This window comes from Streptomyces erythrochromogenes, from assembly GCF_036170895.1.
Classification (GTDB): Bacteria; Actinomycetota; Actinomycetes; order Streptomycetales; family Streptomycetaceae; genus Streptomyces; species Streptomyces erythrochromogenes.
Genome location: NZ_CP108036.1, coordinates 799,052 through 811,899 on the forward strand (window position 1 = coordinate 799,052; position 12,848 = coordinate 811,899).

18 protein-coding genes are annotated in these 12,848 nt (G+C 74.1%); 10 read left to right on the forward strand and 8 right to left on the reverse strand.

Features of this window, described 5'->3' with window-relative positions; translation table 11 throughout:
• Both OHA91_RS03845 and OHA91_RS03850 read right to left on the reverse strand, forming a co-directional pair.
• Positions 1-792 (reverse strand): N-acyl homoserine lactonase family protein, encoded by a 792-nt coding sequence (locus OHA91_RS03845; RefSeq protein WP_328738581.1) that lies wholly within the window; start codon positions 790-792, stop codon positions 1-3.
• A gap of 134 nt (positions 793-926) precedes the next feature.
• Positions 927-1,574: a TetR/AcrR family transcriptional regulator gene (locus OHA91_RS03850; protein WP_328738582.1), complete on the reverse strand. Its 648-nt coding sequence runs from the start codon at positions 1,572-1,574 to the stop codon at positions 927-929.
• A 69-nt stretch (positions 1,575-1,643) separates the two neighbouring features.
• Here OHA91_RS03850 and OHA91_RS03855 point away from each other — a divergent pair, with 69 nt between their 5' ends.
• From OHA91_RS03855 to OHA91_RS03880, 6 genes are all read left to right on the forward strand, one after another.
• The gene (locus tag OHA91_RS03855; RefSeq protein ID WP_266495395.1) at positions 1,644-3,272 is read left to right on the forward strand and encodes an FAD-binding oxidoreductase; all 1,629 of its coding nucleotides are present in this window, start codon (positions 1,644-1,646) and stop codon (positions 3,270-3,272) included.
• A gap of 69 nt (positions 3,273-3,341) precedes the next feature.
• Positions 3,342-3,926: an RNA 2',3'-cyclic phosphodiesterase gene (gene thpR, locus OHA91_RS03860; protein ID WP_266495392.1), complete on the forward strand. Its 585-nt coding sequence runs from the start codon at positions 3,342-3,344 to the stop codon at positions 3,924-3,926.
• A gap of 438 nt (positions 3,927-4,364) precedes the next feature.
• Complete coding sequence (locus OHA91_RS03865) at positions 4,365-5,828, forward strand: NUDIX hydrolase (RefSeq protein ID WP_328738583.1); 1,464 nt, start codon at positions 4,365-4,367, stop codon at positions 5,826-5,828.
• Positions 5,825-6,400 carry an NUDIX hydrolase gene (locus OHA91_RS03870; RefSeq protein ID WP_328738584.1) on the forward strand — a complete coding sequence of 192 codons (576 nt, stop codon included), beginning with the start codon at positions 5,825-5,827 and terminating at the stop codon, positions 6,398-6,400. Before OHA91_RS03865 ends, OHA91_RS03870 begins: the two co-directional genes overlap by 4 nt.
• 1 nt (position 6,401) lies before the next feature.
• Positions 6,402-6,959, forward strand: a complete 558-nt coding sequence (locus OHA91_RS03875; protein WP_328738585.1) for an AAA family ATPase — start codon at positions 6,402-6,404, stop codon at positions 6,957-6,959.
• A gap of 89 nt (positions 6,960-7,048) precedes the next feature.
• On the forward strand, positions 7,049-7,204 hold the full coding sequence (locus tag OHA91_RS03880; RefSeq protein WP_266495324.1) for a DUF6131 family protein: 156 nt from the start codon (positions 7,049-7,051) through the stop codon (positions 7,202-7,204).
• 23 nt (positions 7,205-7,227) lie between these two features.
• On the opposite strand, the gene OHA91_RS03885 is transcribed toward OHA91_RS03880, so the two are convergent.
• A complete protein-coding gene (locus tag OHA91_RS03885; RefSeq protein WP_266495321.1) occupies positions 7,228-7,614 on the reverse strand; it encodes a VOC family protein in 387 nt (128 codons plus the stop codon).
• A 52-nt stretch (positions 7,615-7,666) separates the two neighbouring features.
• Positions 7,667-8,887 (reverse strand): FUSC family protein, encoded by a 1,221-nt coding sequence (locus tag OHA91_RS03890; RefSeq protein ID WP_328738586.1) that lies wholly within the window; start codon positions 8,885-8,887, stop codon positions 7,667-7,669.
• A gap of 161 nt (positions 8,888-9,048) precedes the next feature.
• On the opposite strand from OHA91_RS03890, the gene OHA91_RS03895 reads away from it, so the two are divergent.
• Positions 9,049-9,234, forward strand: a complete 186-nt coding sequence (locus tag OHA91_RS03895; protein ID WP_328738587.1) for a hypothetical protein — start codon at positions 9,049-9,051, stop codon at positions 9,232-9,234.
• A gap of 53 nt (positions 9,235-9,287) precedes the next feature.
• Here OHA91_RS03895 and OHA91_RS03900 read toward each other — a convergent pair whose 3' ends face one another.
• The gene (locus OHA91_RS03900) at positions 9,288-9,662 is read right to left on the reverse strand and encodes a hypothetical protein (protein WP_328738588.1); all 375 of its coding nucleotides are present in this window, start codon (positions 9,660-9,662) and stop codon (positions 9,288-9,290) included.
• 116 nt (positions 9,663-9,778) lie between these two features.
• Between OHA91_RS03900 and OHA91_RS03905 the strand changes: the two genes are divergently transcribed.
• Positions 9,779-10,315 (forward strand): SixA phosphatase family protein, encoded by a 537-nt coding sequence (locus OHA91_RS03905; protein ID WP_328738589.1) that lies wholly within the window; start codon positions 9,779-9,781, stop codon positions 10,313-10,315.
• Between the two features lie 100 nt (positions 10,316-10,415).
• On the forward strand, positions 10,416-10,643 hold the full coding sequence (locus OHA91_RS03910) for a hypothetical protein (protein ID WP_266495310.1): 228 nt from the start codon (positions 10,416-10,418) through the stop codon (positions 10,641-10,643).
• Positions 10,644-10,675: 32 nt separating this feature from the next.
• Here the strand turns inward: OHA91_RS03910 and OHA91_RS03915 are convergent, their stop codons facing one another.
• Positions 10,676-11,134, reverse strand: coding sequence for a DUF5709 domain-containing protein (locus OHA91_RS03915; RefSeq protein ID WP_266495308.1), 459 nt, complete (start codon positions 11,132-11,134; stop codon positions 10,676-10,678).
• Positions 11,135-11,198: 64 nt separating this feature from the next.
• Positions 11,199-11,549, reverse strand: a complete 351-nt coding sequence (locus tag OHA91_RS03920; RefSeq protein WP_266495306.1) for an STAS domain-containing protein — start codon at positions 11,547-11,549, stop codon at positions 11,199-11,201.
• Positions 11,550-11,650: 101 nt separating this feature from the next.
• On the opposite strand from OHA91_RS03920, the gene OHA91_RS03925 reads away from it, so the two are divergent.
• The gene (locus OHA91_RS03925; RefSeq protein ID WP_266495305.1) at positions 11,651-12,553 is read left to right on the forward strand and encodes an oxygenase MpaB family protein; all 903 of its coding nucleotides are present in this window, start codon (positions 11,651-11,653) and stop codon (positions 12,551-12,553) included.
• Here OHA91_RS03925 and OHA91_RS03930 read toward each other — a convergent pair.
• Complete coding sequence (locus tag OHA91_RS03930) at positions 12,532-12,840, reverse strand: hypothetical protein (RefSeq protein WP_266495302.1); 309 nt, start codon at positions 12,838-12,840, stop codon at positions 12,532-12,534. The genes OHA91_RS03925 and OHA91_RS03930 overlap by 22 nt on opposite strands.
• Positions 12,841-12,848 lie beyond the last annotated feature (8 nt).

Here is a 12,848-nt window from a genome sequence, read left to right on the forward strand (position 1 = left end):
TCAGTCCCAGAAGTCGCCGTCGTGCGGGAGGGCGGCGAAGTGGTCCGGGTCGTGGGAGAGGAAGACCCGGATGCCGGCCCGGGAGAGCGCGCGCAGGCGGCCGTGGGTGAGCAGTTTCTCCTGGACGTTCCAGTCGCTGGGCATGGGGAGGTCCTGCTCCAGGCTCTTCTGGAGGTGCGCGGCGTCGCCCATGAGGGCGATCCGTCCGTGGTGGTCGAGGTCCAGGACGATGCTCTGGTGGCCGGGGGTGTGGCCGGCGGTGCGCACGATGGTGAGCGTGCCGTCCTCGAACAGGTCGCTGTCGCCCCGCAGTTCGGGGAAGTCGTAGTCCCGGCCGGCCGCGTGGTCGTGGAACGCGTAGCCGCGGGCGGTCCAGCGGTCGGGCCACCAGGCGTGGCGCAGTTCCTCGTGCTGGGCGACGTGTACGGCGTGCGGGAAGTGGGTCATCCCGCCGGCGTGGTCGAGGTGCAGGTGGGAGTAGACGACGTAGCGGACGTCTTCGAGCCGGTAGCCGAGGCGTTCCAGCTGTGCGTCGACGGCGTGGGCCCTGGTGAACCCCTCGGCGCCGTACGCGGTGCGCCGGCCCGGTCCCCAGTGGGCTTCGGCGGCCTCGGGGTCGGCCACGCGGTGGTTGATGCCCGTGTCGAAGAGGACCAGCCCGTGGGTGGCGTGCTCGATGACGGCCACCGTCGACGGGACGGTGATCGTGCCGCTCGCCCCGTACTGCAGGCCGCTCTTCGGCATGGTGAACGGCCCGGCGTCCACCGTCGTCACGCGCAGTCCGGCGACCACGGGACCTCCCTCTCGCGGACCGGCCCGGCCGGCGTCGCGTGCGCCCGTCCAGGCTGACCCTGTCGGGGCGGCGGCACGCGTCGGCGGCCGGCCGCACGCAGGGCCGACGAGAGCGCGGGCGGGTCGGACGCGTGTCAGCGGAGCGGATCCGCCGGGCCGGCCGGGTCGGGCGTGAGGGCGGCGGCGGCCGCGAAGAGGCGGGCGCAGCGCCGGGTCATGGCCTCCGGGGATTCGTCGGGGTGCTTGACCCACCAGCGGACGAGGGTGGCGACCAGGTCCCGCCAGACGTACTTGAGCGCGTCCGCGTCCAGGGGGTCGCCGGAGCCGGTCGCCCGCAGCAGATCGGCGGTGCCGCCGGCGGCGAGACCGTCGACGGCGGACCAGTACTCCGCGGCCCGGCGGGCGGCCGGGCCGTCGGCCGGCAGGGAGGTGTCGTACAGCACGAACCACGCCTCCCGCTGTCCCTCCAGGGCGGTGAAGATGCTCTGCAGCACCCGCAGGGGCGTGTGCGCGGTGGTCCCGTCCCGGCCCATGGCGGTGCGGATCGTGTCCAGCAGGCGGTCCCCGACGGGCTCCAGGCAGGCGAGGTACAGGTCCTCCTTGGTGCCGAAGTACTGGTGCAGCAGGGTCTTGGTGACGCCGACCCGCTCGGCGATGGCGGCGAGGGAGGCGGCCGCGTAGCCGCGGGTGCCGAACTCCTCGGTGGCGGCGGCCAGGATCTGCTGCTGGCGGTGCTGCCGCGGGACTCCCTTGGTACCGGCTTTCGAGCGTGGGGTTGCCATGGCCGGATATTATCAGTAAGTAATTTACCGCAAGGTAAGTTCCTGCACCGCGACCTCTGGAGCGCCCCCATGCCCGGTACGACGCCACAGCCGACCTCCGCCGCGCGCACCCGGTCCTGGTGGGGGTGGGGGTGGGCCGACGCGCACCCCGACGACGCGGAATGCGCCGCGATGGGCGCCCTGATACCGGGCACCCTCGCCCACCCGCTGCCCGTCCCGCACGTCCGGGACCTGGCCGTCGGGCGGCCCGCCGCAGAGCCCCCGGCGAGCCTGGCACACCTGGTCACGGCCGAGCCCGAGGACCGCGCCGCCCACGCCATGGGCAAGGCCTACCGCGATGTCGTGCGCGCCCTGCGCGGACGCCCCGGCCGCATCCCCGACCTGGTCGCGCGCCCGACGGACGAGCGCGAGGTGGCCGACCTGCTGGACTGGGCCGGCGAGGAGCAGGTCGCGGTCGTCCCGTACGGCGGCGGCTCCTCGGTCTCGGGCGGAGTGGAGTACCGCGGCGACGCCCATCGCGCCGTGCTGTCCCTCGACCTGACCGCCATGGACCGCGTCCTGGAGGTCGACGCCGCCGGCCGGGCGGCGCGCATCCAGGCCGGCGCCCTCGGCCCGGCCCTGGAGGACCAGCTGCGGCCCCACGGGCTGACCCTGCGGCATTTCCCGCAGAGCTTCGAGTTCTCCACGCTGGGCGGCTGGCTCGCCACCCGGGCCGGCGGCCACTACGCCACCGGGCGCACGCACATCGACGACTTCGTCCAGTCCCTGCGCGTGGTCACGCCGGCCGGCACCAGCGCCTCGTGGCGGCTTCCCGCGTCCGGCGCGGGCCCCTCCCCCGACCGGTTGTTCCTCGGCTCCGAGGGGGCGCTCGGGGTCATCACCGAGGCGTGGGTGCGGCTGCAGGAACGTCCCGCCCACAAGGCGTCCGCCTCCCTCGCCTTCGGCGACTTCCACGCCGCGCTGGAAGCGGTGCGCGCCATCGCGCAGTCGGACCTGTTCCCCGCCAACTGCCGGCTGCTCGACGCCGGGGAGGCGGCGCTGGCGGGTGCCTCCCACGACGGCTCCGCCGTCCTCGTCCTGGGGTTCGAGTCCGCGGACGGAGCGGTCACCGCCCGGCTCGGGCAGGCCGTCGAGCTGGCCCGGTCCCACGGCGGCCGGCCCGCCGCCGCGTCCGCCGCCACGGCGGCCGCGGGAGGCACGGAGGGCGGGGACGCCGACGCAGCAGTGCGCGCCTGGCGCTCGGCCTTCCTGCGGATGCCCTACCTCCGCGACGGCCTGGCCAGGATGGGGGCCGTCGCGGAGACCTTCGAGACGGCGGCCACCTGGGACCGGATCCCCGGCCTGATCGAAGCGGTCCGCAAGGAGGTCGGGGAGGCGGCGCTCAAGGGCTCCGGCCACCCGGCGACCGTCAACTGCCGTCTGACGCACGTGTATCCCGACGGCGCGGCCCCGTACTTCACCGTCCTCGCGGCGGGCCGCCCCGGCGACGAGGTGGCCTTCTGGGACGACCTCAAGGCCGTGGCGGGCGACGTCCTGCACCGCCACCGGGCCACGATCACCCACCACCACGCCGTCGGCCGGGACCACCGCCCCGGCTACGACCTCCAGCGCCCCGACCCCTTCGCCCTCGCGCTGCGCGCCGCGAAGGGCGCGCTCGACCCGCGGGGCATCCTCAACCCGGGCGTGCTCGTCGACTGAGCGGCGCCCTGCCCGGGGTGCGGGCCGCAAAGATGACCGGAGCACGCGTCGTGCGGTACGAAGACTTCTGTGAAGGAACAGATCCAGCCCTCGACCGTTCGTGTGTTCATAGCGCTCGCCCCGCCCGACGACGCCAAGGAGGAGCTCGCGCGGGCGCTGCGGCCCGCCTACGCGGCGTACCCGGGCATGCGGTGGAACCGCATCGAGGACTGGCACATCACCCTGGCGTTCCTCGGGGAGCTGCCGGTCGGGACCGTTCCCCTCCTGCGGCCGCCGCTCGCCGACCTGGCGGCGGCCCGCCGCCCCCTCGAACTGGGGCTGAGCGGCGGCGGCCACTTCGACGAGCGGGTGCTGTGGAGCGGTGTCGACGGGGACCTCGAAGGCCTGCACCTGCTGGCCTCCGAGGTGCGCGCCACGGTCAAGGAGTGCGGTGTCCCCTTCGAGGACCGGCCGCTGCGCCCCCATCTCACCCTCGCCCGGACCCGCCGAAACGATCCCGCGTGCGTGGTGGAGGCCGCCGCCGGGCTCGGCGCGTTCTCCGGCCGCCGGTGGCGGACCGCCCGCCTGCACCTGGTCGGCAGCAACATCGGCCGCGGCCCGGGCCCGATCCACTACCGCGACATCGAGGCCTGGAGCTTCCGCCACGGCGACTGACGCCGCGCCGGAGCCCTATGGTGCGGACCGCAGCCGGGCCACGGAGCACGCGGGGGCGCCGAGGCTGAGCAGGCGGAACAGCCCGGCGGCCGCCCGGCGGCCGATGCCGATGCGCCGCGAAGGCACCGGTGGGGCGCGGGAGTTCGAGCCTGGCGGTGTCCCCGGCGGGTGCGGCCTGGGCCGCGGCGGGCGTCGCGGGGGTGCCGGGCCGGGCGAGGGCCAAGCCGGCGGCCACTGCCGCCAGCACACGGATGCTCTTCTTCCTGCCCCCGCATTCCAGAACATTTTAGGCAAGGCTGACCTCGCTTGAGCGGGTGGGCGGGAGTTGCGGGGCCGCGGCACAACCCCCGCGCGGGTGACCGCTCCCGGAACGGCCGTGACGGGCCCGCTCCCGAGCCATTCTTGGAGCCGGCCCTCTCCCGGAACTGCGAGGTTCACGTGCCGCCCATCCGCTCCCACGTCCGCGACGCCGTCGCCACCTACCTCGAACGCCATCCCGGCGAACGCGGCGCGCTCCGCGACCTGTTGACGGCCCTCGACGCCGGGGCCGATCCCGCCGGCCGGTCGGCCGTGCCCGGGCGCATCACGTGCAGTGCCGTCGTGGTCGACCGCCGCCGGCGCGTGCTGCACGTCCACCACGGGGCCGACGGCACGCTCCGCCTACCGGGCGAGCCCGTCGAGCCGGACGACCGTACCCTCCTGGCCGCGGCCCTGCGCGGAGTCCGGGAGGGGGCGGGGATCCCGCCCGCGGCCCTCTGCCACACCGCCGAGTACCGGGGCGTGCCCGTCCACATCGGCGTCCGCGCCGTCGGGGCGGGGCCGGCCCGGGGCGAACCGGCCCGCCTGCACTACGACTTCCGCATGGCCTTCCACCTGGCCGACGGGGACGCCGACCCGGCGCCGCACGCCGAAGGGGCGGCCCTGGGGGCCGGGTGGCTCCCCTTCGAGGAGGTCGGCTCACCCGCCCTGCGGGCCAGGCTGCTGGAGTCGGGACTCGACGGCCGGGCCCGGCCGGTGAACGCCTCGGCGTTGATCCACGACGGCGCCGGCCGCTACCTGCTCCACCTGAGGGACGACGTGCCAAACATCTGGGAGCCGGGGGCCTGGGCCCTGCTCGGCGGCGGCCGTGAGCCGCAGGACGCCTCGCTGGAGGACACCGTCCGCCGGGAGTTGCGGGAGGAGGCCGGACTCGAACCCGTCACCGTGCAACCGTACGCCGTGGAACACGTCATCGGGACCGACGGCACCACCGTCCCCGTGCAGATCTTCACCGCCCGTTGGAACGGCGACCCCGGCGCCCTCACCCTGGCTGAGGGGATCATGCTCGCCTGGCACGAACCGCAGACCATGTCCCGTCTGCGCATGAACCCCTCGACCCTCGACCTGGTCCGCCGGCACGCCGAGGACCACAGCCCGGAGCCGGCCCCCCGCGCCGGGGCCGCGAACGCGGCGGTCCCCCACATCGTCGGCGTCCACCTCTACCTGGAACGCGACGGCGAGGTCCTGCTCGGGCTGCGGCACCCCGACTCCGCCTACGCGGCCTCCACCCACCATTTCCTCGCCGGGCACTGCGAGCAGGAGTCCGCCGTGAGCTGCCTGGTGAGGGAGGCGCGGGAGGAGGCCGGGCTCGTCGTCGACCCGGCCGACGTCGACCTCGTCCACCTGGTGCACGTCGTGGACCGGCCGGGCGCCCGGCCGCGCATGCAGCTGGTCTTCCGGGCCCGGCGCTGGCTCGGCGAGCCGCAACTGCTCGAACCCGACCGGTGCGTGGCGTGGACATGGTGGCCGCTCGACGCGCTGCCGGACCCGATCGTCCCCTACACCCGGGCCGCGGTCGAGGGCATCCGCGCCGGACGCCCGTACACCGAACTCGGCTGGGACGGCCCCGGGAGTGCCGGATGACCGCCGCGCGCAGGCACACGCTGCCGCTCGACGTGCACCTCCTGCTGCGCCGCGACGGTGAGCGCGGCCCCGAGGTCCTGCTGTCGCGGCGGGCCGGACCGGTCTACGCGACCGGGATGTGGCACCTGCCGTCCGGCCATCTGGAGGCGGAGGAGGACTTCGTCGAGGCGGTGATCCGGGAGGCCCGCGAGGAGACCGGGATCCTCATCGACACACCGGACGTGCGGGCGGCGGTCACCGTGCACCACCGTCCCCCGCTGGGCTCGTCGTCCCGCCTCGGCGTCTTCTTCGAGGTCCGCAGGTGGTCCGGCCTGCCCCGGATCATGGAGCCGGACCGGTGCGACGGCATGGGCTGGTACGCGCTGGACGCGCTGCCGGCGCCGATGGTCGCGTACTGCCGGGCGGGCCTGGACGCCTACGGGGCCGGCCTCCCCGCGGCCGTCCACTTCCAGCGGGCGGGCGACCCCGTGGACCACCGGGACGGCGAACCGGGCCCCGGCCGAACCGAGTTCCTCGCCGGCCCGGCGGCCGCCGACGCGAACCGGCCGCCCCCGCACGAGGGGAGCCGGTAGCGTGCCCCTGCCCCCGCCCCTGGGGAGCGAAGAGACCCGGCTCGTGGTCGTCCGGGGGAACTCGGCGTCGGGCAAGTCCTCGGTGGCGGCGGGGATCCGCGCCCGGTTCGGCCGCGGCCTGGCCCTGGTCGCCCAGGACAACCTGCGGCGGACCGTACTGAGGGAGCGCGACGTGCCCGGCGGCGCCAACATCGGGCTGATCGACAGGGTCGCACGTTACGCGTTGGACGCGGGCTACCACGTGGTGGTCGAGGGCATCCTGTACGCCGACCGGTACGGCGACATGCTCGCGGGCCTGCTCCGCGACCACCGCGGTGTCTCGCGCTGCTACTACCTCGACATCCCGATCGAGGAGACCCTGGCCCGCCACGCCTCGAAGGCGGATCCCGACTACCTGGCCCAGGTCACCGAGCTGGAACTGCGCGACTGGTACCGCGAACGCGACCTCCTGCCCGGTGGGGTCGAGACCGTCGTCGGAGCGGACAGCGCCCTCGCCGAGACCGTCGACCGCGTCATGCGCGACACGGGCCTCGCAGGTCTGCCGCCCCGGGTCGACTGACGCACAACACCTGGGGTGAAACAGGCATAAGTACGCATAACCGTGGTAGACGCCCTGCATACCGGTTCGACAGGAACCAGGAGGTAGTCATGATCGTTCTGGGCGTCATCCTGCTGATCGTCGGCTTCATCACGGGGATATCCATCCTGTGGACGATCGGCCTGATCCTCGTCATCATCGGCCTGGTGCTGTGGGTGCTGGGCGCTGTCGGGCACTCCGTGGGAGGCCGCAAGCACTACTACTGACGCCTACCCTCCTGGCACGGCGCTCAGGGGCGGTAGCGCAGTGGGTGGTCCTCCGGGACCTCCACGACGGCGATCCGCACACCGTCGGGGTCGGCGATCCACATCTCGATCAGTCCCCACGGTTCGCGCACCGGAGGCCGCAGCACTTCGGCGCCGCGGCTGTGCAGCTCCTCGTACGCCGACTGCACGTCGGCGACTTGGAGCCACAGTCGCAGGCCCGGCCCGGGCGGCGCGTCGGCCCGCCCCGACACTTCGAGGAAGCCGCCGCCGAGGAAGTACACCGTGCCGCGGTCCGGTCCCGTACCGAACTCGCGGTACACGGCGAGGCCGAGGGTCCCGCCGTAGAACGCGCGCGAGCGCTCGGGGTCCGTGGGTCGCAGCAGGATCCTGCTGCCCAGTACGTGCACCATGCCCCCACCTTCGCGCACCACGCCCCCACCTTCGCGCACCACGCCACCTTCGTCACCCCGGCTGCTTCGCACCGCCGCGCCTGCGGGACCACGTCCGCAGCCGGCGGCGCAGGCCGGCGGTGTGCCGGGTGCGGGTGCTCTGGTCGAGTTCCTCCAGCAGGCGCTGCGAACGCTTCTCCACCCCCAGCTCGTCGAGGACCCGGTCGATCTCGGTGAGCAGCGCGCCCCGCAACTGCCAGTGCTCGGGGTCCTCGCGGGCGGAGGCCAGCAGCAGGTCCGCGAGCCGGTCGCGGTGGACGCGGGCCACGGCCAGCTCCCCGGTCAGGCGGGCCTCGGCCTCTTCGGCGTTGGCGCTCACCTGGGCGGTGATCAGCTGGGCGAAGCTCTCCACGGCGACCGCGGTGTGCCGCAGCACCTCGCGCAGCGCGGCGGCGGTCTCGGGTTCGAAGAGCGGGCCGTCCGGGCGGGCCTTGGCCAGGTCGGTGAGGGTCCGGCTGGCCACACGGAGCACCACCGCGCAGATCTCCAGCGTATCCAGGCCCGTGCGCAGCACCAGCCTGAAGAGCAGGCCCTCCTTGACCCGCGGATTGAGCCGGAGGCTGTCCTCGGCCTGCCTCAGCGCGGTGTCCACCTGCGCGATGTCGTTGTCGAGGCGACGTGCCTCGTGCAGCCGGGCGGCGGCCCGTTCCACCCGGCCCGGGCCCGGGAGTTCCTCGCCGAGGTGGTCGAGCAGGCGGCTCATGCGCAGGGCGAGATCGGTGATGGCTTCGCCCGCCGGGCCGATCCACAGGGGTGGCGCCAGGAGGAGGTTGACCAGCAGCCCGACCACCGCTCCGATGACGGTTTCCAGCACCCGGTCCCAGGCGGTGTCGGCCACCTGGGTGACGCCGAGGACGAGCATCGCGCTGATCGCGACCTCGGGCACGAACTCGTCCACGCGCACCAGGTGGCCCACCACCAGGGAGGCCAGGATCAGCAGGCCGAGGCTCCACCAGGTGAGGCCGACCAGCGCGCTGAAACCGATGGCGATCAGGACGCCGACGACCACCGAGTTCACCCGGCGGATGCTGGTGGTCAACGTGGAGTAGAGCGTGACCTGGACGACGAGCAGGGCCGTCAGCGGGGCGGTCAGCGGGTTCGGCTCGCTGCTCAGGCGGAGCGCGACGACGTAGCTGATCACGGCCGCGGCGGTGGAGCGCAGGGCCTGGACGGCGACCGGCTCGCGGCGGCGCCGTGCGACACGGGTGGCGATGCTGCTGATCGTTTCCGGCATGACTGCGCATCTTCCCAGGCCGCGCCGGATGACGCGCGCCGGAACGTACGAGTCCGGTCGTGTCGTATCGGGTCGTGTCGTCCCGTGTCGCCGGTGCCCTGCGGGGTAGGTGGAGGACGTCCGAAGTCCGCGTCGATCGGATCCGCGAGGGAGCGTCAGCCATGAAGGGTACGGAGGACAGGCGTCAGCAGCCGGCCGGGGGCCGTGGGGAACACGCGCAGGAACACCCAGGTCCGGACCCGGTGCACCCCGAGGCCAGCAAGCCGGTCGCCGGCAAGACCCCGGAGGAGCTGCGGAGGCGGCAGGAGAGCAAGATGTCCCGCCCGCGCGACGAGGACGCCGACTGACGGCGCCCCCTGACGGACGGCGTCCTCGGACGGGCGAAGGCCCGCCGGGCGGGTCACGCCTCCCAAGGGCCTTCGTCGTAGGTGCCGGCCTCGACCTCCAGGGCGAGTTCCTGGAGGACCTCGATCGAGGAGACGTCCGTCCGCCCGCCGTCGTGCGCGATCGCGAGGCTGGTGAACGCCAGGCTGAATCCGGAGACCATCGTGTGCAGGGCCGGGCCGAGCGCCTCGGCCACCAGGGTCGCCACCTGCTGCGGCGACGCGTCGGCGGGCACGCTGATCGACGGCAGCATCTCGTTCAGGAGCTGTGTGGCCACCCCGGCCGTCTCGGCCGGGCCTTCGGCGTCCTCCCCGGCCTCGGCGGCCCGGCGGATGTCCTGGGCCTCGGTGAGGATGCCGATCACTCGCCTGAGTACGTCTGCGCGTTCCATCCTGCGGAGCCTAGTGCGGGTGAGGGTGCGCGCGTACCGGACCGACCGCACCATGACCGTGTAGCCGTACGCGGATCCGCACGCGTTGACGCGGACCAGCCGGAAGGGAGAGCGCCATGTCCTCGGACCCCGCGCCGCAGACGACCGGGAGTCGGCTGCTGCTGGTACGGCACGCCAAGGCGGTGCCGAAGGGCGACCCCGCCGAGGACTTCGAGCGCGCCCTGGGCGAGCGCGGCAGGGCCGACGCGCCCCAAACGGGCCGCTGGCTGGCGGAGAACGGCTACAAACCGGACCTGGCGCTGTGCTCGCCCTCGCGCAGGACGCGCCAGACCTGGCAGCTGCTGGTCCCGGCCCTGGCGGACCCCCCGGACGCCGTCTACGACGAGAGGCTCTACGACGCGGCGCCGAACACGCTGGTCACCGTACTGGCGGAGCGCGGAGCGGGATTGGGCTGTCTGGTGCTGGTCGGCCACAACACCGGCATCCACGAGCTGGCCACGGCCCTGTGCGGGAGCGGCCCGCAGGAGCTCCTGGAGCAGCTGCGGGACGGGTTCCCGACGTCCGGCGTCGTGGTGGTGGACCTGCCGGGCGGCTGGGAGGACTTGGCCCCCGGCAGGGGGCGGCTGACCGCCCTGTGGGCGCCGGCTCACTGACGCAGCCTCACCGGCGCACCGAAACTGCGCATAATTGGTGCGCATCAGCGCGGTGTTGATGCAACCATGGTGTCCTTCTGCCCTACAGGAAGGACTCACCATGGATCAGCTCCCCCCTCACCCCGACACCGAGCGCTACTCCGTGACCCTGTGCCCCCCTGCGGTCACGGTCGTCTCGGAGTTGACGGCCGCGACCGGCGTCAGCAAGTCCGACGTGATCAACCGGGCCGTGCTCCTGCTCGGGTTCATCGAGCGCGAACGCGCCAAGGGGAACGACCTGATGATCCGCGACACCGAGGGCGCCCTGGAGCGCATCCACATCATCTGACCCCGGTCGTCTCCGGTACCGCGGCCGCGCGCTCAGACGTCCATGTCCTCGGCGGGCGGCAGCTCCTCGACGACGTGGACCGCGGCCTCCTCGGCCGATGCCGCGCCGCCGTCGATCCCGACGTCACGGGCCAGTACGGAGATGTGGCGCTGCGGAGCCGAGTCGTCCACCGCGGCCAGACGCCCTGCCCGGTCCGGTCCGACCAGCATGGGGTCGCCGGACTCGTCCGCGGCCTCGTCCTGGTCGGACACCTCCGGCTGCTCGCGCGCCAGGCGCTGCTCCAGGGTCTCCCCCGTGCGCGCCTCGGCGGCGGTCGTGCCCCTGTCGTCGACGGCCAGGGGTCGGTCGAGCGGTACGTACGCGGTGTCGAGGGTGTCGTCGAGGCCCGGCTCGTCGAGGGTGTTCTCCAGGTCGGGTTGCGCCTCGGCGGACTCGTCGCTCTCCTGCGGCTGGTAGACGTCGTCGCCGTAGGCTTCGTCGGCGCTGCTCATCGGGTTCTCCGATCGGTCGGGGTCGGCGTGCCGCCGGCAGGGGGCGCACCGGTCCCCGGTGCGCTCAGCCGGGCACGGTGGCGTCCAGGGGGAAGGAGCCGCTCGAACCGGTGAGTTCGAGCAGCCGCAGCAGCTGGTGGCTGGGCGTCGCCAGGCGCAGGACGTGTCCGGTCTGGACGGCCTGCCGCCGTGCGTCCACCAGCGCGTTGAGTCCCGCGGAGTCGCAGAAGGAGGAATTCCGCAGGTCGACGGTGATCTCGGCGCCTTCGGGCGCCTGGGCCAGGGCCGCGGCGAGTGTCTCCCGCAGCTCGCCCACGTGGTCCAGATCCATGTCGCCGCTCACCCGCACCACGTAGGGCTCGCGGTGCTCGGTGCCGGCGGCGGCTTCCGGTACGGACGCGTCCTCGGCAGCCATGACGTACCTCCTCGCACAGGGGGCACCTGCCCGTAGCGACGTCTCTCAACCGTCCCTGCGTCCATGGGACCGCGGAGCGGCGCCGGGCGCATACTGGGCGCATGGCGAGCCCGACGACGGCCGTCCGGCGGATCAGGCGGCAAGCCGGCGAGGCGGTGTTCCTGCGCGTCGCCGGTCCCGACGGAGCCCGCAACCGGGAGCGCATCCACCTGACGCCCGGGCCCCGCTGGTTCGGGCCGGACCGGCCGGTCCGGCAGGTCCACGGGGACGCGTCGATGTTCGTCGGCGGCCTGGCCGCCCTGCTGCTGCAGTCCCTGCACCCCGTTGCGATGGCCGCGGTCGCGGCGCACTCCGGGTACCGCGGCGACCCGTGGGGGCGCCTGCACCGCACCAGCACCTTCCTGGCGGTCACCACCTTCGGCACGAGCGCCGACGCGGAGGCGGCGGTGGCCCGCGTCCGGGCGGTGCACGCCCGCGTCCGGGGCCGCACGGCCGACGGCGTACCGTACCGGGCCGACGACCCGGAGCTGCTGGGCTGGGTGCACGCCGCCGAGGCGGACTGCTTCCTGCGGGCCCACCAGCTCTACGGCAGGCGCCCGTTGGATCCGGCGGGCTGCGACGCGTACCTCGCCGACACGGCGCGGGTGGCCCGGGCACTGGGCGCGGACCGGCCGCCGGAGGACGTGCGGGAACTGGCGCTGCGGATGGCGCGGTACCGGCCCGGCCTGCGGCCGACGGACGCGTCCCGGGACACGGCCCGTTTCCTGCTGACCGATCCGCCGCTGCCGGGGGCCGCCCGGCTGCCGTACGCGGTGCTCGCGGCGGCAGCCGTGGACCTGCTGCCGTCGTGGGCGAGGACGGCCGTCACGGCCGGTTCGGGTTCCGCGGCCGGCCGGGTGCCGGGCCCGGCCGCCCGTGCGGGCGGCCGGGCCGTGACCCGGGCGATCCGCTGGGCACTTCCCCCGGCTCCTGCGCGTGCGGCTCAGTACTCCTCGTCCGGGTAACCCCAGCTGATCTCCGGCCTGGCCGCGGCGGCAACTTCGGCGACCGTCATGGCGAAGAGCCCTTCGAAGTGCGGCTGCCACCGGTGGAAGCCCGAGATGGAGAGCGGGAAGCGGCTCTTCCCGGAGACGAGGCACGCGCCGTCCTCGCCCACGCCCACCGTGATGGCGACGTAGCCGTCTATGGACTCGTCGCGCATCAGTTCCTCGAGGGCGCCGACGATCTCCCGGGCCTGCGGCGCGTCGGCGACCCCGGTGACGGTGAATGCAAGATCGATGTTGACTGACATGGTGGGAG

What these genes read in the sequence shown, in the direction of transcription:
- OHA91_RS03930 (WP_266495302.1), bottom strand. Translation starts at nt 12,840, where the DNA reads ATGTCAGTCAACATCGATCTTGCATTCACCGTCACCGGGGTCGCCGAC.
- OHA91_RS03900 (WP_328738588.1), bottom strand. Translation starts at nt 9,662, where the DNA reads ATGGAACGCGCAGACGTACTCAGGCGAGTGATCGGCATCCTCACCGAG.
- OHA91_RS03880 (WP_266495324.1), top strand. Translation starts at nt 7,049, where the DNA reads ATGATCGTTCTGGGCGTCATCCTGCTGATCGTCGGCTTCATCACGGGG.
- OHA91_RS03905 (WP_328738589.1), top strand. Translation starts at nt 9,779, where the DNA reads ATGTCCTCGGACCCCGCGCCGCAGACGACCGGGAGTCGGCTGCTGCTG.
- OHA91_RS03920 (WP_266495306.1), bottom strand. Translation starts at nt 11,549, where the DNA reads ATGGCTGCCGAGGACGCGTCCGTACCGGAAGCCGCCGCCGGCACCGAG.
- OHA91_RS03895 (WP_328738587.1), top strand. Translation starts at nt 9,049, where the DNA reads ATGAAGGGTACGGAGGACAGGCGTCAGCAGCCGGCCGGGGGCCGTGGG.
- OHA91_RS03850 (WP_328738582.1), bottom strand. Translation starts at nt 1,574, where the DNA reads ATGGCAACCCCACGCTCGAAAGCCGGTACCAAGGGAGTCCCGCGGCAG.
- OHA91_RS03910 (WP_266495310.1), top strand. Translation starts at nt 10,416, where the DNA reads ATGGATCAGCTCCCCCCTCACCCCGACACCGAGCGCTACTCCGTGACC.
- OHA91_RS03855 (WP_266495395.1), top strand. Translation starts at nt 1,644, where the DNA reads ATGCCCGGTACGACGCCACAGCCGACCTCCGCCGCGCGCACCCGGTCC.
- OHA91_RS03890 (WP_328738586.1), bottom strand. Translation starts at nt 8,887, where the DNA reads ATGCCGGAAACGATCAGCAGCATCGCCACCCGTGTCGCACGGCGCCGC.
- OHA91_RS03885 (WP_266495321.1), bottom strand. Translation starts at nt 7,614, where the DNA reads ATGGTGCACGTACTGGGCAGCAGGATCCTGCTGCGACCCACGGACCCC.
- OHA91_RS03925 (WP_266495305.1), top strand. Translation starts at nt 11,651, where the DNA reads ATGGCGAGCCCGACGACGGCCGTCCGGCGGATCAGGCGGCAAGCCGGC.
- OHA91_RS03870 (WP_328738584.1), top strand. Translation starts at nt 5,825, where the DNA reads ATGACCGCCGCGCGCAGGCACACGCTGCCGCTCGACGTGCACCTCCTG.
- OHA91_RS03915 (WP_266495308.1), bottom strand. Translation starts at nt 11,134, where the DNA reads ATGAGCAGCGCCGACGAAGCCTACGGCGACGACGTCTACCAGCCGCAG.